The sequence below is a fragment of the Floricoccus tropicus genome, from assembly GCF_001832905.1.
Classification (GTDB): Bacteria; Bacillota; Bacilli; order Lactobacillales; family Streptococcaceae; genus Floricoccus; species Floricoccus tropicus.
The window spans coordinates 66557-82829 of record NZ_MKIR01000022.1; the positions used below are offsets into that span (position 1 = coordinate 66557).

The window sequence follows — 16273 nt, forward strand, 5'->3', positions numbered from 1 at the left end:
TTTGAGTATTTTTTGATATAATAAGTTTGTAAATTAATTAACAAACATTTTTGAAATTTATATAATAAGGAGAACACATGGTAGTAAAGTCTGTAGAGGTAACAGAAGTTTCTGAAACTCAATTAATGATTGATGAGCTTGTAGGCAAAGCAAATATTGCACTTGCAGGACTAGAAAAATTAAATCAAGAGCAAATTGATCATATCGTTCATGAAATGAGTATGGCAGCCCTTGATAAGCACATGCTTTTAGCTAAGATGGCCGTTGAAGAAACTGGACGCGGAATCTATGAAGATAAAGCAATTAAAAACATGTACGCATCTGAGTACATTTGGAATTCAATCAAAGATAATAAAACTGTAGGAGTTATTGATCGTGATGATCAAGCTGGTCTTGTTTATATTGCTGAACCAGTAGGTGTTGTTTGTGGAGTTACTCCAACAACAAACCCAACTTCAACAACAATTTTTAAATCAATGATTGCAATTAAAACTCGTAATCCAATCGTATTTGCCTTCCATCCATCTGCGCAACAATCTTCTGCAGAAGCAGCACGTATCGTTCGTGACGCAGCAATTGCAGCAGGTGCGCCTGAAAACTGTATTTCTTGGGTAACTAAACCAAGTATTGAAGCTACTAACTTACTTATGAATCACCCTGGAGTTGCGACTGTTCTTGCTACAGGTGGTGCTGCAATGGTTAAAGCGGCCTACTCAACTGGTAAACCAGCTCTTGGGGTTGGACCTGGTAACGTACCAAGCTATCTTGCTCCAGATGCAAATGTTAAACGTGCAGTTAACGATTTAATTCTTTCTAAATCTTTTGATAATGGTATGATTTGTGCTTCTGAACAAGCTGCAATCGTTGATAAAGAAATTTATGATGATGTTAAAGCAGAATTTGAAGCTCACAACTGTTATATCGTTTCTAAGCCAGCTGAACTTAAGAAATTAGAAGCAGCTGTTATGCTTCCTGATGGACATGCAGTTAATCCTAAAATCGTAGGTTATTCAGCTGAACATATTGCTAACCTTGCTGGAATTAAAGTACCTGTTGGAACTAAGATTCTTCTTGCTGAAATTAAAGATGCTGGACCTGATTATCCACTTTCACGTGAAAAATTATCACCAGTTCTTGCCTTAATAAAAGCTGATGGAATTGAAGATGGTTTGAATAAAGCTGAAGCAATGCTTAACCTTGGTGGACTTGGACATACAGCTGTAATTCATACTGAAGATGAAGATTTACAAATTCGCTTTGGTCTTCGCATGAAAGCTTGTCGTATTCTTGTTAATACTCCATCTGCAGAAGGTGGTATTGGTAACATTTATAACGAAATGATTCCGTCACTTACACTTGGTTGTGGATCTTATGGACATAACTCTGTATCACATAACGTTAGTGCAGTAGATCTTATCAACGTCAAAACATTAGCAAAGAGAAGAAATAATATGCAATGGTTCAAACTTCCATCAAAAATTTACTTTGAAAAGAACTCAATTACTTACCTACGCCAAATTAAAGCAGAGCGTGTTATGCTTGTGTGTGACCCTGGTATGGTTCAATTTGGATATGCTGATTTAATTCGCAAACAATTAGAAAAAAATCCTAACGATCCTAAGATTGAAGTATTCTCAGATGTTGAACCTAACCCATCAACAAATACTGTATACAAAGGATTGGAAGTATTTACTTCATTCCAACCAGATGTAGTAATCGCATTAGGTGGTGGTTCTGCAATGGATGCTGCTAAAGCAATGTGGATGTTCTTTGAACACCCAGACGTAAGCTTCTTTGGTGCTAAACAAAAATTCTTAGATATCAGAAAACGTGCATATAAGATTCCTTATGCTGAAAAAGCTCAATTTATCTGTATTCCAACTACTTCTGGTACTGGTTCAGAAGTTACACCATTTGCAGTTATTACTGATAGTGAAGATCATACTAAATACCCATTAGCTGACTATGCTTTAACACCTGATGTTGCAATTGTTGATCCTCAATTAGTTATGAGTGTGCCAGCAAGCGTAACAGCAGACACAGGTATGGACGTACTTACTCATGCTATTGAATCTTATGTATCTGTAATGGCAAGTGACTACACTCGTGGGCTTTCATTACAAGCTATTAAACTTGTATTTGACTACTTAGAAACTTCAGTTAAAACTGGTGATCCACTTGCTCGCGAAAAAATGCACAATGCATCAACAATGGCTGGTATGGCATTTGCCAATGCATTCCTAGGTATTTCTCACTCAATCGCTCATAAAGTTGGTGGAGCATGGAATATTCCTCACGGACGTACTAATGCAATCCTATTACCACATGTAATTCGTTACAATGCAAAAGATCCTCAAAAACATGCAATGTTCCCTAAATATGACTTCTTCCGTGCAGATACAGATTATGCTGATATTGCTAAGTTCCTAGGATTACCTGGTGAAACAACAGCAGAGCTAGTAGAATCATTAGCTAAAGCAGTTTATGATTTAGGTACTGCAGTTGGTATTGAAATGAACTGGAAATCTCAAGGACTTACTAAGAAACAAATGAATGCTGAAATTGATCACTTGGCTGAAAAAGCTTATGAAGACCAATGTACAACAGCTAACCCTAAAGAACCACTAATTTCTGAACTTAAAGGAATTATTGAAACTTGCTATGACTATAAAGGTTAATCCTTTAAAATATCAAAGGCTATCCTAAAAAATTAGGATAGCCTTTTTTCGTATATATAAACCCTATTATAATTGATTATTTTAAGATGGTAATAATGAATATGTTGGAAAATAGTTTTTATTTCACTATTTGTATTAGATATTTTATGATCGGATTTAGAAAATAGGTAGTACAATAATAATAAAGCTTTTAAATTAGAAGGGAATAAGAAATGAAAATTCAATTAACAGGGGATAGTTTAATGGCTCGGAATGAGGGATTGAAAGAACCAGCAATCAATGAAACATTGAAAAATAGAATTAATGGTTTAGAAATAGTTAATACTGCTGTTTGTGGTGAAAATTCAGGAGCTCTTTTAGAAAGAATTGATTCTGAAATTTTAGCTGTAGAAAAAGCACAAAAGATTTTTATTATCATTGGTACAAATGATCTCGCAACTAATAAGCGTGTATTTGCAGATCAATATGAAGAAAATTTACAAGCTATAATACTGCGACTAATTGGAAAATACGATAGAAATAACATATTCTTCCTATCAATTCCACCAATTGATGAGGATAAACAAAGATTTCGAAGTAATTTATTAATAAATGAATATAATACAGTGTTAAAGGAAGTATGTCTGAAAAACAATTGTAACTATTTATTATTTAATGAAAGACTTAATCGCTTTGAAACAAAAGAATTACAGGATATATTAGAAGGAAGTATGGACGATGGACTCCATTTTGGTTTAAAAGGTTACCAAATAATGGCAGATATCATATATGAGGCCTTATAGAGAAGAAGCATAAGCTAAAATTTACAAAAAAATCCTGAAAATCAGGATTTTTAAATATATTAATTAAGGCGGTAGACGGATTTGAACCGACGATCAAGCTTTTGCAGAGCCGTGCCTTACCACTTGGCTATACCGCCGTCTAATTGACAACATTAGTATTATACCTTGTTAATATGGTATTAGTCAAGAGTAAAATATAATATAATTGGCAAATACTTTACGTAAATGACTTGAAATACAGATAATTATAGGTTATAATGGTTAAGCTGTTAAATCAGCAAAATATTTCACATCTTGAAAGGATTGTCTTACATGTGCCGTTTGGTCTGTTTGGCAAGTTGAAGATCAAGAGAGGAAAAAAACAAAATTAAAGGAGACTTGCAAAATGGCAGTCATTTCAATGAAACAACTACTTGAAGCAGGTGTTCACTTCGGTCATCAAACACGCCGTTGGAACCCTAAAATGAAACCTTACATCTTTACAGAACGTAACGGAATCCACGTTATCGATTTACAAAAAACTGTAAAAATGGCAGATACAGCGTATAACTATATGCGTAATGCTGCAGCAGAAGGTGCAATCGTACTTTTCGTAGGTACTAAAAAACAAGCAGCAGAAGCTGTTAAAGAAGAAGCAACTCGTGCTGGTCAATATTACATTAACCATCGTTGGTTGGGTGGAACTCTTACTAACTGGGGAACTATCCAAAAACGTATCGCACGTCTAAAAGAAATCAATAGAATGGAAGAAGACGGAGTATTCGAAGTACTTCCTAAGAAAGAAGTTGTTTTACTTAACAAACAACGCGACCGTCTTGAAAAATTCCTAGGTGGTATTGCTGATATGCCACGTATCCCTGATGTAATTTATATCGTGGATCCACATAAAGAACAAATCGCTGTTCAAGAAGCAACTAAATTAAATATTCCAATCGTTGCTATGGTTGATACAAATGCTGACCCAGATCCAATTGATGTAATCATTCCTGCAAATGATGATGCTATTCGTGCCGTTAAACTTATCACAAGCAAAATGGCTGACGCTATCATTGAAGGACGTCAAGGTGAAGATGCTGGTGAAACAGTTGAAGCTCAATTAGCAGCTACTGATACAGTTTCTGACGAATCAATTGAAGAAATCGTTGAAGTTGTTGAAGGAGATAACAACTAACTAGTTGTTTAATCTTAAAAATGATGAAACGCTGAGGCGGGGCTTTGGCCTCGCCTTGTTTTAATGTAGAAGTGTTTTCTTAAGACTTCATAGATATGTTCGATAAAACAGAGCGCTTACCATCTATCATAATAGATGACTTAAAATTGTAAAAATTACAGAGGAGAATATAAAATGGCAGTTACTGCAGCTCAAGTAAAAGAATTACGTGAAAAATCTGGTGCCGGTGTTATGGATGCTAAAAAAGCATTAGTTGAAACTGACGGAGATATGGAAAAAGCAATTGAACTTCTTCGCGAAAAAGGTATGGCTAAAGCAGCTAAAAAATCTGATCGTGTAGCAGCTGAAGGGCTTACAGGAGTTTACGTTGATGGTAACTCTGCAGCAGTTGTAGAAGTTAACTCTGAAACTGACTTTGTAGCTAAAAATGAGCAATTCGTTAACCTTGTTAATGAGACAGCAAAAGTTATTGCTGAAGGTAAACCAGGAAGCGTAGAAGAAGCATTAGAACTTAAAACTGCTTCAGGTGATACATTAGCAGAAGCTTATGTAAATGCTACAGCTACAATTGGTGAAAAAATTTCATTCCGTCGTTTTGCTTTACTTGAAAAAACTGATGACCAACATTTTGGTGCATACCAACATAATGGTGGACGTATTGGTGTTATTAGCGTTGTTGAAGGTGGAGATGATGCTCTAGCTAAACAAATTTCAATGCATATTGCAGCTATGAAACCAAATGTTCTTTCATATAAAGAACTTGATGAACAATTTGTTAAAGATGAGTTAGCTAAAATTAACCATGAAATTGAACAAGATAACGAAAGCCGCGCAATGGTTAACAAACCTGCTCTTCCATTCCATGAATATGGATCAAAAGCTGAATTAACAGATGAAATTATTGCTAAAGCTGAAGAAGATATCAAAGCTGAACTTGCTGCTGAAGGAAAACCAGAAAAAATCTGGGATAAGATTGTTCCTGGGAAATTAGCTCGTTTCATGCTTGATAACACTAAAGTTGATCAAGAATACACTCTTCTTGCTCAAGTTTACATCATGGATGATAGCAAGACAGTTGAAGCTTACCTTGATTCAGTAAATGCTAAAGTAATCGAATTTGCTCGTTTCGAAGTTGGTGACGGAATCGAAAAAGCTGTAAATGATTTTGCAGCAGAAGTTGCAGCACAAACAGCAGCAGCAAGCAAATAAAGATGTTTATTAAAAAACATCTCCAAATGGAGATGTTTTTTAAATTTAACTACCATAACTATGAAAATTATGGTATAATTTATGGAGCAAAAAAGACTAACTAGTATTAGGGGAATTATACATGCCAACAACAGTTATTTGGGTTCTAGTAACCATCGCGGTTGTTGCCATTGCAGCATATATTTTAATAATGATAATGCGCAAAGGTAATGAAAACCGTATCCACAAATTAGAAGAAGAGAAGGAAAAGCTACTTGACCTTCCTGTTCAAGATGAAATTGATGCCGTTAAAAAGATGCATTTAGTTGGTCAAAGTCAAAATATTTACCGAGAGTGGAATCAAAAATGGATTGACTTATCATCTAATTCCTTCGCAGATTTAGAAAAACATTTATTTGATGCTGAAGAGCTAAATAGCCATTTTCACTTTTTAAATGCAAGAACAGAAATTGATGCATGTGAAAAGCAACTTGATTTAATGAAGGGTGATGCGGAGAACATCCGCGGAGCTATTTCTGAATTAGCTGCTCAAGAACAACGTAATAGTACAAAGATTCAAGAGTCACTGGACTTGTATGAAGGACTTCGTAATGAAATTTCTGAAAATGCAGAAGCTTATGGAACTACAATCGGTGAAATTGAAAAACAATTAAATAATATTGAAGAAGAATTTACTAATTTTGTAACATTAAATTCAACTGGTGATCCAATTGAAGCAGCAGAAGTTCTTGAAAATGCAGAGGAGCATACTATTGCTCTTGGAAATATTACAAAAAGAATTCCTGAAATCGTAAAAGTAGTTGAAGAAGAGTTCCCACGTAAGATATCAGAACTTAACGAAGGATATGCTAAGTTTGAAGAGTTGGAATACAAACTTCCTGCAACATTAGATTTCAAACAAGAAATTAATAATATTCAAGATCGGATGAAATCATCAACGGAATTTGCTGAACGTTTTGAACTTGACCGTGCTGAGTCTGAAATTAAATTAATTAATGATGATATCAATGAACTTTATGATATTTTTGAATCAGAGTACGCAGCTAGTAGACTAGTAGAACAAAATGCTGGGTCAATTAAAAGCTATATTGACCATACTCGTGAAAATAATAAGAATCTTCTTCTTGAAATTGACCATGTATCTCAAAGTTACGTATTGACTGGAAATGAGATGGGACAAGTTCGTGCATATCAAGCTCAAATTGAGCAAGCAACTAATGATACAGATGAATTGTTAGAAGATATTGCTGAAAATACAGAGGCTAACTCAGTATTTAGCAGTCGTTTGAAAGCCATTCAAGGTCTGTTAGAAGAAATTGAAGATAATCAATTGAAAATTAATGATTCACTTTCTAAACTTAAGGTGTCAGAAAAAGATGCACAAGTTAAGGCAGATGCTTTCGATATTGAATTACGTACAATTAAACGTTATGTTGAAAAGTTAAATTTACCAGGATTGCCAAAAGAATATTTAGATTTATTCTATATGGCTACATCACGTGTTGAATCTCTTTTCAAAGAACTTAATAAGGTGCGAGTAAATGTCGACACTCTTAATCATTTACTAGATATCTCTAATGAAGATATGAATGTGTTAGAAGATGCGACAGATAAGCTTACTGATGATGCAAATCTTGCAGAACAACTTATTCAGTACTCAAATCGTTACAAAACTACTGATGGTGAGGTTGCTAAGGCTTTTAACCGAGCAGTACAAGTTTTTGATAATGAATGGGATTACGGCAAAGCAAGAGAAGATATTTCAACTGCCCTTGAACAAGCTGAGCCAGGTGCGGTAGATCGTATTAGTAATTTCTACTTTAATAATAAAGAAGTTCCTGATTATAAAGGAATAAGAAGATAAAAAGGAGTTGATTTTAACTTCTTTTTTTTAATTTATTCTATAGTTTTTGTATAGAAAAAAAGAACTAAGATTATCTTAATTCTGTTCAATAATTTCACCATTTTCAACTTGAAATATTTGCATATTGGTGGGTAAATTTTGCAAATGATCAAGTGTTGTAGTTGTAACAAATGTTTGAGTTTTACCAATTATCGCCTCAAGCAAATCAAGTTGACGTGTATTATCCAATTCACTCATAACATCATCTAAAAGAAGAATAGGATATTCGCCAGTTTCCTCAAAGACAAGATCAATTTCAGCTAATTTGATTGATAAAGCTGTAGTTCGTTGTTGACCCTGAGAACCAAAATCTCCAACATTAATATCATTTATAAAAAATTCGAGGTCATCTCTATGTGGCCCTAAGAGAGTCTGGTGACGATAAAGCTCTTTTGAGCGTAAGGCAATAAGCTGTTCATGAAAATCTGTTTCGATTGTTTTTAAATCAGGATTAGCCTTTGAAAACTTGAGACTTGATTTGTAATTAATTGTTAAGTTTTCTAAGCCGTGACTCAATTTACTATGAAGTTCCTGTGAAATTCGTTCTAATTCCTTAATAAAATTCAATCTATGTTCGATCATCTTACTTCCATACTCAATAAGTTGGTCATCAAGAACTGATAAATATGTTTCGTCAATATTTGCTTGATCAAATTTCAGATAGGCATTACGCTCTTTCAAAATCTTATTATAACGAATAGAATCATATAGATATAAAGGTCGAATTTGTCCAATTTCCATGTCAATAAAGCGTCTGCGAATGGCAGGGCTCCCTTTAATAATTGATAAATCTTCCGGTGCAAACATAATGACATTCATTTGTCCTATATAGTCTGCGACCTTTTGTTGACGGAGATGATTGACCTTAGTAACCCTTCCTTGTTTACTCATGATAATCTCAAGTGGAGTATTGGTATTACGCTTTTCAACAGTACCAGAAACCTCCATATTATCCGACCTCCAAGAAAGTAAGTCCTTATCGGAAGATGTCCTATGACTACGAGTCAGGGCTAGAAAGTAGATGCTCTCCAAAATGTTGGTCTTCCCCTGTGCATTCTGACCTAAAAAAATATTTAAATTGGGGTGAAAATCAAGAGACAATTGCTCATAGTTGCGAAAGTTCTTGAGGGAAATATTTTTCAGTTTCATCTATCTCATTCCTGGGAAACGTGGTTTTGTTGGTTTCTTTGTAACCTTTTTATTTTCCTTATTCATCTTGGCAACAATTTCTTTCACTCGTTTTTTTTCTTCCAATTCTTCAGCATGTTCAGCCTTTTCCTCTTCACTAGGAGCTTCAATGTGGATTTCCATACCAAGCTCTGGAAAAATTAAGACATCTGTTGGATAAAGTTTTTTACCACGACGATTCTCATGTTCATCATTTAAAATTACAGTGTTTTCAGCTAAGAAAGCTTTTGCGGCACCACCGCTACTTATAATATCAATCTCTTTAAGCAATTTGCCAAGAGTGATAAATTCATCAAATAATATATAGTCCATGAATCTATTTTACCACAAATAATTCTATATTCTTAAGAGCTAGTTCAAATTATGAAGGTATCAAATAAAAATCAAATAGATTAGCCTTAAATTTGTTATAATAGGAACATCACTTGAGGAGAAAAATATGCAGTTAAAAAAGGGTGTAAACCTTAATATTATTAAAGAAACAAAATTTAAAACCGTAAGTATAGTTGTTCGTTTTAGAACGGAACTCAAAAAAAATACGGTAGCTAAGAGAATGTTAATATCTAACCTTTGGGAAACAAGTAATGCAGTACTTAAAACCAACAGAGACCTTGATTTAAAACTTTCAGATATGTACGGTGCAAGTTATTCGACTACAGTATCGAAAAAAGGTCGTGAACATTTTCTTAATCTTAATCTATCAATAGTTGATCCGAAGCTATTGAATGAAAATAATTTATTAAATGAAGCCATTATTTTTTTGAAAAATGTAATTTTTAATCCACTTCTAACAATTGAAGGTAAAAAAACTTCCTTTGAAGAAGAGTCATTTAAAAGGGAAAAGAAAAATCTAATTAAATATTTAGAAGCAACTGTTGAGGATCGTGCCTATTATGCAGGACAACAGTTAAATAAATTGTATTTTACAGATGAAAACATGCAGATCGCAGGTACTGCAAATGCTGAATTAATAAGAAAAGAAACAGCTCAAACTACTTATGACTACTATCAACAAATGCTCAATGAAGATGCTGTTGATATCTTTGTTCTAGGTAATCTTGATGATGAAGTAATTGATTTAGTTGAAAAAAGTTTTTCAAATTTTGATTTCATTGATAGACAAGATAAAAGTAACTATTTTTATCAACAGGATATTAAAGAGATTCAAGAAATCACTGATGAAAAAGACGCTCACCAGTCAATAATTCAAATGGCTTATAATTTACCAATTCAATATGGTGATGATTTATATATGGCTCTACAAGTTTATAATGGTTTGTTAGGCGGTTTCCCCCATTCAAAACTTTTCATGAATGTTCGAGAAAAGGAATCCTTAGCATACTATGCAACAAGTTCTTTTGATTCCTTCTCAGGTATTTTGAGGATTCGTGCAGGAATTGAAGCAGAAGATAAGGACAAGACGCAGGCATTGATCACTGAACAAGTCGAGTCAATGAAAAATGGTGAATTCTCTGAACAAGAGATTGAACAAACTAAGAAAATGTTAGCTACTTCTTACCATTTGGCACAGGATTCTGGTAGAAATTTAATTGAACAATCTTTTACTAGAACTCAATTTCCAGATAAGTATATGGAAAAAGAAGAGTGGCTTCAAGCACTTGAAAATGTGAAATCAAAAGACATTATTTCTGTTGCTAAATTGATTAAGCTACAAGTAGTATATTTCTTGAAAGGACAGGATTCATTTGATGAAGAAAATTAATTATAAGTTAACTGGAGATATCCTTTATCAAGATAAATTAGAAAATGGTTTGGAAGTATATTACCTACCAAAGCCAGAGTATAATAAGACTTATACACTTTTTTCAACTAACTTTGGCTCACTTGATACCAAGTTTATTCCTCGAGGACAGGAAGATTTTGAATTATATCCAGAAGGTATTGCCCACTTTTTAGAGCATAAGCTTTTTGAAAAAGAGGCTGGAGATGTTTTTCAAGACTTTGGCAAACTAGGAGCAGCAAGTAATGCGTTTACTAGTTTTAACCGTACTAGTTACTTATTTTCAACAAGCGATAATGTTTATGAAAATATGGAAGTCTTGCTAGATTTCGTCCAAGAACCCTATTTTACTCAAGAAAGTGTTGAGCGTGAACAGGGGATAATTACCCAAGAAATTCAAATGTATCAAGATGATGCTGATTGGAGATTATATTTTGGGCTTTTGCAAAACCTTTATCCGGAATCTCCATTAGCTGATGATATTGCAGGAACTCCAGCTAGTATCAGAAAAATTACTGCAGAGCAGCTTTATGAAAATTACTATACATTTTATCATCCAAGCAATATGACATTATTTGTTACGGGACCTTTTGATGTAGAAAAAATGGCAAGTTTTGTAAGTGAAAATCAATCTAAAAAAGAATTTTCCACTGCAGAGCCTGTAGCAAGAGCACCATTCGTTGCAGCACCTGTAATTAGGGAATCGCAAATTCAAATGGATGTAGTAAATCCAAAGTTTGCATTAGGTTTTAGGGGGCAAGATGCACTCCCAATTGATGGAAAAAAACTTTTGGAGTATCGCTTGTCTAATTATCTTTTGTTGACAATGCTAGTGGGAAGTACAAGTAAAAGATATGAAAAACTTTATAATTCAGGTTTAATTGATGACTCTTTTGATTATAGTTTTGAAATGCATGATAGATTTCATATGGCCTCATTCACAAGTGATGGAGGAAACATTTCTGAGCTTGAAGAGATCCTAACTTCAGCTTTAATAAATTTCAAGTCTGACGAAGATTTTAATGCTGAACACCTGGAACTCATCAAAAAAGATTATTTAGGAAATTACTATCAAAGCATGAATTCTCTTGAATTTATAGCAAATCAATTTTCTTCAAATATTTACCCTGATATAACATTTTTTGACTATCCAGAAATTCTTGCAAATATTGATATTGAAAAAATTGAAAGAAATGTGGCTCTCTTTATTGGACAAATGGAGAAGAGTATATTTGTTATTAATCCTAAGTAGTTGATTTGTTTTTGACTTTTAAAAACGCTAAAATAATTGTATACTTGAAACAGTCAACTAGAAAACAAAGAGAAAGGAGGACTCAATGGAATCGAAAACTGCAGGACAAATTCTAAAAGAAAAAAGAATAGAGCGTCGGTGGACAATCGATGATGCAGAGCAGGCTACACGGATTAAGAAAAGGTATATTATCGCTCTTGAAGATGATGATTATGATGATATCCCTGGAGACTTTTATGTTCGAGCATATATCAAGCAGTATTCAGATCGTCTAGGAACAGATTATAGCCCATTAATTAATTATTATGAAACCGGTGAATTAATTGGAGAAGACGATGAATCTGAGTCTTCTTTAGATAGGCAGTTAAACTCTGGAAATAATATAAGAGTTTCCGATCAAGATCAAAATAGTATAATAAATAATATTCGTAATCATTTACCAATAATATTGTTGTCAGGTACAGCGCTTCTGATATTAATAGGTGTTAGTGCTATTGTTTTCTTTAATAGGCCTAAAATACCATTACCTACAGATACTTCTAGTGAGAGTTCATCAAGCCTCGTTGCTAAAGAAGAAACTACTGAAGAGAAGAAAGAGGAAGAAACTAGACAAGAGGCGAAAACTAAGCTTGAAGCATCAGTAAACGGTTCAGATATGCAAGTTAAAGTAACTGATGCTCCAAATCCTTTAAGTATCGAAATTTTAGTCTCTGATGGTGTTGAATCTTGGATTTCAGTTACAAATTCTGATCAAGAGAATGGTGTTGTTCTAAATTCAAGTAAAAAATCAATAACAGCTAAACTTAGTGACAAAGCTTCAAATACTGTCATTACTTTGGGAGTAGTACAAGGAGTTTCAATAAAGATTGATGGACAAAAATTAAATATGACTAAACTAGCAAACCAAACAACTGGTACTGTTAGTTTAAATATAAATTATAAAAATTAAGAAAGTAAGAGGTTTCCTTGATGGAAATGAATCTACCCAATAAACTAACATTGCTACGAATAATTTTAATTCCCGTATTTATTATTATTTTGTCAATACCATCACCAACAGATGTATTTGGAATACCACTGATGCATCTTCTTGCAGCAATCATATTCGCTTTTGCGAGTGCTACTGACTGGTTGGATGGTTATCTTGCACGTCGTGATAATTTAGTAACTAACTTCGGTAAATTTGCTGATCCCCTAGCTGATAAAATGCTTGTCATGACAGCTTTCATTATGCTTGTAGGTATTAGTTTTGTACCAGCTTGGATTGCAGCAGTTATTATCTGCCGCGAGTTAGCAGTCACAGGATTACGCCTATTACTGGTAGAAAATGGAGGAGCAGTCCTCGCAGCAGCAATGCCAGGAAAAATTAAAACAGCAACTCAAATGGTTTCAATTATTTTACTCTTATTAGGCTTCCACACTATTGGAACAATCGTTCTTTACATTTGTCTATTCTTTACAATCTATTCAGGATATGACTACTTCGCAAAAAATATGCAAGTATTTAAGGATGTAAAATAATAATCAAAAAAGACGATTATTCGTCTTTTTTGATACAAGGCTTTTGATATATTAGGGATATGTTTACTCAGGATATATTTTTATATAATTCAAGACAATAAATTTTTTTTGTCAGAAATAAAATATAAAATATAAAAAATTATTAAATATTATTAATCGAGTTTATTAACTAATGTTTATTGGTAATTTTAATTTATGGAAAGGAAGGGCTGTCATGCAAGGTCATACGGGAAATTTAATTGAATGTTTCTTTTCATTTTTTAGAAAATGTAATTAGAAATTTAGGATTACTTCTAGGAGGTAAGTAAATGTTTATGATAAGCTCAAAAGTTTTTATTATTAATTTGATAACTGAACTTTTAATTTATTTTATCTTCTTTTCTTCAATTATTGGAAATAGAAGAAAAAATAAACTAAAATTGAATATTTTTTTAGTAATTATTAACTTTTTTTGCGCTCTATTTTTATTTGATGTTTATGAATTTATACCAAGTATAGTACTAATTATCACAACATATTTAGTTTATCGTGAAATAAAAATAGATTATTATTTATTTAATACAATACTTATCTCTAGAGTAATCTTTAATATTGTTACAATAATTGTTAGAATATTGATTCTTCCATTTATTAGTCACTTGAAAATTTTAAATGTTTTCGTTATAAGCCTTGAAAATGTAATAGTTTTGTTTCTTTTATTATTAGTTTCATTTTTCTATAAAAAATATGATATAAGAAATATTGCTAGGGATGGTAGTTATACACTATCTATCTTATCTCTCTATATATTAATCATTTTGGAAAGCTTTTTCTATCTTGGCAGAAGGAGTGGGGAACTTAATTCCATTATACTTGGATTTTCTATATTTTTGTTATTACAATTAATTTTTATTATAACACTTTTCATTATTCAAATAGAAAATTCTAAGACGCGAGCTAAAAGAAAGCTAATTGATAATCAACTAAGTAACTTGAAATATTATACTGATGAATTAGAACAAAATCAAAGAGAACTGAATAAATTTAGGCATGATTATACAAATATGATATTAGCTTTGAAAAGTAGTTACATAGATGGTACCATTAATCTTTCAATGATTGAAGACTTTGATAGATATTCTTCCGATTATTTTGAGGGAGAGATAGTTGATTCTATGGGAGATTTACTTAATATAGAAAATCCATTAATAAAAGGATTTTTATTCATGAAGTTAGTTCAAATGAAACATGATAAGATTGACTATGAATTTGAATGTAAAACAACAATATCCAAAAGTAATATTGAAACCCACGATATGATAAGAATCATTGGAAACAGTATTGATAATGCAGTACAAGAAATTGCTAGAATGGGTACTGGAAAAGTAGAAATATTTATATATCAGAACTCTGAAGAACAAGAATTTCTAATTGAAAATCCGTATATGAAGAATGATTTAGATATAGATTATTACATTGAGGAAGGTAATACTAGTAAGAAGGGACATTCAGGATTTGGACTATCTAATGTTAAGCAGATATCGGAAAAATATGATAATCTCTATGTTCAATATTCTGCTACTGAAAAGTTTTCTACTAGAATAATGATTATTATGAAATAGGAGGAATTATGAGCTATCCAATAATAATATGTGAAGACAACCAATCACAATTAAATATGCTACAAGGGATTGTGGAAAATTATATTATGTTTCATGGCGAACACTTTCGTTTAGGGTTAAAATCTCAAAATCCCGATGAAGTATTAAAATATATTTTAAATTATAAACCAAACGGAGGAATTTATTTTCTAGATTATGATTTAAGTCATAACCTTACAGGAATAGATTTAGCAGAGAAAATTAGAGCAAATGACGTTCAAGCAAAAATTATATTCATCACAACTCATGGAGAAGTGGCACCTAAGACTATTAAAAGGAGGGTTGAACCCTTAGCTTTTATAGATAAGAATCAAGATTTTGATGAATTTAGAGCAGAAATAGCATCTAGTTTAAGTATAGCTCAGGAAAGAATTGCTAATGCAAATACTATACAAGGAAAAAACTTTTCATTTAAGGTGGGAAGCCAAATTTACAATATAAAATTAGATGATATATTGTTTTTTGAGCCTTCGGAAATTCCACATCGATTAGTGTTATTAACCAAAAATGCAAAATTTGAATTTTATGGTAAATTATCAGAAGTGGAGAAAACAAATTTAGGTCTGTTTAGAATAAGTAGATATTGTATAGTTAATCCTGAAAATATAGTATTAATTGATTATAAAACTCGTGATGTATATTTTGATAAAAAGACAAATAGACGTTTTTCTCTAGGAAAAGGGAAAAAGTTGAAAGAAATAATAGCAAATAAGGGAATGAATTTAGATTATTAATTTAAGGTATCTAATATATATATTAGATATTTTTTTAATGCTATCATATGCTCTAGTTATTCAGGATTATTAAAAGTCAATTGGTGATAAGATATGTTTTATCAACCAATTTTTTGATATAGTTTCATTAAATTTATAAGGAGGAAGTTATATGTTTGCAAGAAAAATTAAATTTGCACGAAGAATTAAATGTCTAACTAAAGAACAAATAGCAGATTACTTGAATGTAAATCAAGAGGTAGTTGATAGTTGGGAAAGAGGTGAAAATTTGCCTGATTTTTATAAATTAGTTGAATTGTCAGCTTTACTTGGTTTAAGCATAGAGGTTTTACTAGGTGCAATAGATTAATTTTTTTATCAATAATTATCTGAATATTAAATCAAAAGGTCGGAGGATAGTAAACTGATAAGATCCTATAAGGTTACTATTTCTAAAGGATTAGAGTTATAATTT

The 16273-nt window shown here is 32.3% G+C and carries 14 protein-coding genes and 1 tRNA gene; 12 read left to right on the top strand and 3 right to left on the bottom strand.

Going from position 1 to position 16273, the window contains the following annotated elements:
- The first annotated feature begins 77 nt into the window (after nt 1-77).
- Both adhE and BG261_RS07015 read left to right on the top strand, forming a co-directional pair.
- Nucleotides 78-2678, top strand: a complete 2601-nt coding sequence (gene adhE / locus BG261_RS07010) for a bifunctional acetaldehyde-CoA/alcohol dehydrogenase (protein ID WP_070792610.1) — start codon at nt 78-80, stop codon at nt 2676-2678.
- Nucleotides 2679-2890: 212 nt separating this feature from the next.
- Nucleotides 2891-3460 carry a GDSL-type esterase/lipase family protein gene (locus BG261_RS07015; protein ID WP_070792613.1) on the top strand — a complete coding sequence of 190 codons (570 nt, stop codon included), beginning with the start codon at nt 2891-2893 and terminating at the stop codon, nt 3458-3460.
- A gap of 66 nt (nt 3461-3526) precedes the next feature.
- Here the strand turns inward: BG261_RS07015 and BG261_RS07020 are convergent.
- A tRNA-Cys gene (locus BG261_RS07020) sits at nt 3527-3597 on the bottom strand.
- A gap of 248 nt (nt 3598-3845) precedes the next feature.
- Between BG261_RS07020 and rpsB the strand changes: the two genes are divergently transcribed.
- The 3 genes from rpsB (at nt 3846) to BG261_RS07035 (ending at nt 7704) form a co-directional block, all read left to right on the top strand.
- Nucleotides 3846-4631 (top strand): 30S ribosomal protein S2, encoded by a 786-nt coding sequence (gene rpsB, locus BG261_RS07025; RefSeq protein WP_070787521.1) that lies wholly within the window; start codon nt 3846-3848, stop codon nt 4629-4631.
- Between the two features lie 174 nt (nt 4632-4805).
- Nucleotides 4806-5840, top strand: coding sequence for a translation elongation factor Ts (gene tsf, locus BG261_RS07030; RefSeq protein ID WP_070787522.1), 1035 nt, complete (start codon nt 4806-4808; stop codon nt 5838-5840).
- A 121-nt stretch (nt 5841-5961) separates the two neighbouring features.
- Nucleotides 5962-7704, top strand: coding sequence for a septation ring formation regulator EzrA (locus BG261_RS07035; RefSeq protein WP_070792614.1), 1743 nt, complete (start codon nt 5962-5964; stop codon nt 7702-7704).
- Nucleotides 7705-7779: 75 nt separating this feature from the next.
- On the opposite strand, the gene recF is transcribed toward BG261_RS07035, so the two are convergent.
- Complete coding sequence (recF, locus tag BG261_RS07040; RefSeq protein ID WP_070792616.1) at nt 7780-8892, bottom strand: DNA replication/repair protein RecF; 1113 nt, start codon at nt 8890-8892, stop codon at nt 7780-7782.
- On the bottom strand, nt 8893-9243 hold the full coding sequence (yaaA, locus tag BG261_RS07045) for a S4 domain-containing protein YaaA (protein ID WP_070792618.1): 351 nt from the start codon (nt 9241-9243) through the stop codon (nt 8893-8895). It lies immediately after the preceding gene.
- Between the two features lie 127 nt (nt 9244-9370).
- On the opposite strand from yaaA, the gene yfmF reads away from it, so the two are divergent.
- From yfmF to BG261_RS07080, 7 genes are all read left to right on the top strand, one after another.
- A complete protein-coding gene (gene yfmF, locus BG261_RS07050; RefSeq protein WP_070792620.1) occupies nt 9371-10654 on the top strand; it encodes an EF-P 5-aminopentanol modification-associated protein YfmF in 1284 nt (427 codons plus the stop codon).
- Nucleotides 10641-11924 carry an EF-P 5-aminopentanol modification-associated protein YfmH gene (gene yfmH, locus BG261_RS07055; RefSeq protein WP_070792623.1) on the top strand — a complete coding sequence of 428 codons (1284 nt, stop codon included), beginning with the start codon at nt 10641-10643 and terminating at the stop codon, nt 11922-11924. The genes yfmF and yfmH overlap by 14 nt, the downstream gene beginning before the upstream one ends.
- 85 nt (nt 11925-12009) lie before the next feature.
- On the top strand, nt 12010-12873 hold the full coding sequence (locus BG261_RS07060) for a helix-turn-helix domain-containing protein (protein ID WP_070792625.1): 864 nt from the start codon (nt 12010-12012) through the stop codon (nt 12871-12873).
- Nucleotides 12874-12893: 20 nt separating this feature from the next.
- Entirely contained in the window at nt 12894-13445 is a 552-nt protein-coding gene (gene pgsA / locus BG261_RS07065) for a CDP-diacylglycerol--glycerol-3-phosphate 3-phosphatidyltransferase (protein ID WP_070792628.1), read from the top strand.
- A gap of 869 nt (nt 13446-14314) precedes the next feature.
- Nucleotides 14315-15046 (top strand): sensor histidine kinase, encoded by a 732-nt coding sequence (locus BG261_RS11490; protein WP_158007185.1) that lies wholly within the window; start codon nt 14315-14317, stop codon nt 15044-15046.
- Between the two features lie 8 nt (nt 15047-15054).
- Entirely contained in the window at nt 15055-15819 is a 765-nt protein-coding gene (locus BG261_RS07075) for a response regulator transcription factor (RefSeq protein WP_070792634.1), read from the top strand.
- A gap of 151 nt (nt 15820-15970) precedes the next feature.
- The gene (locus BG261_RS07080) at nt 15971-16168 is read left to right on the top strand and encodes a helix-turn-helix domain-containing protein (protein WP_070792636.1); all 198 of its coding nucleotides are present in this window, start codon (nt 15971-15973) and stop codon (nt 16166-16168) included.
- Nucleotides 16169-16273 lie beyond the last annotated feature (105 nt).

What these genes read in the sequence shown, in the direction of transcription:
- BG261_RS07015 (WP_070792613.1), top strand. Translation starts at nt 2,891, where the DNA reads ATGAAAATTCAATTAACAGGGGATAGTTTAATGGCTCGGAATGAGGGA.
- adhE (WP_070792610.1), top strand. Translation starts at nt 78, where the DNA reads ATGGTAGTAAAGTCTGTAGAGGTAACAGAAGTTTCTGAAACTCAATTA.
- yfmF (WP_070792620.1), top strand. Translation starts at nt 9,371, where the DNA reads ATGCAGTTAAAAAAGGGTGTAAACCTTAATATTATTAAAGAAACAAAA.
- BG261_RS07035 (WP_070792614.1), top strand. Translation starts at nt 5,962, where the DNA reads ATGCCAACAACAGTTATTTGGGTTCTAGTAACCATCGCGGTTGTTGCC.
- BG261_RS07075 (WP_070792634.1), top strand. Translation starts at nt 15,055, where the DNA reads ATGAGCTATCCAATAATAATATGTGAAGACAACCAATCACAATTAAAT.
- tsf (WP_070787522.1), top strand. Translation starts at nt 4,806, where the DNA reads ATGGCAGTTACTGCAGCTCAAGTAAAAGAATTACGTGAAAAATCTGGT.
- rpsB (WP_070787521.1), top strand. Translation starts at nt 3,846, where the DNA reads ATGGCAGTCATTTCAATGAAACAACTACTTGAAGCAGGTGTTCACTTC.
- yaaA (WP_070792618.1), bottom strand. Translation starts at nt 9,243, where the DNA reads ATGGACTATATATTATTTGATGAATTTATCACTCTTGGCAAATTGCTT.
- yfmH (WP_070792623.1), top strand. Translation starts at nt 10,641, where the DNA reads ATGAAGAAAATTAATTATAAGTTAACTGGAGATATCCTTTATCAAGAT.
- BG261_RS07080 (WP_070792636.1), top strand. Translation starts at nt 15,971, where the DNA reads ATGTTTGCAAGAAAAATTAAATTTGCACGAAGAATTAAATGTCTAACT.
- pgsA (WP_070792628.1), top strand. Translation starts at nt 12,894, where the DNA reads ATGGAAATGAATCTACCCAATAAACTAACATTGCTACGAATAATTTTA.
- recF (WP_070792616.1), bottom strand. Translation starts at nt 8,892, where the DNA reads ATGAAACTGAAAAATATTTCCCTCAAGAACTTTCGCAACTATGAGCAA.
- BG261_RS07060 (WP_070792625.1), top strand. Translation starts at nt 12,010, where the DNA reads ATGGAATCGAAAACTGCAGGACAAATTCTAAAAGAAAAAAGAATAGAG.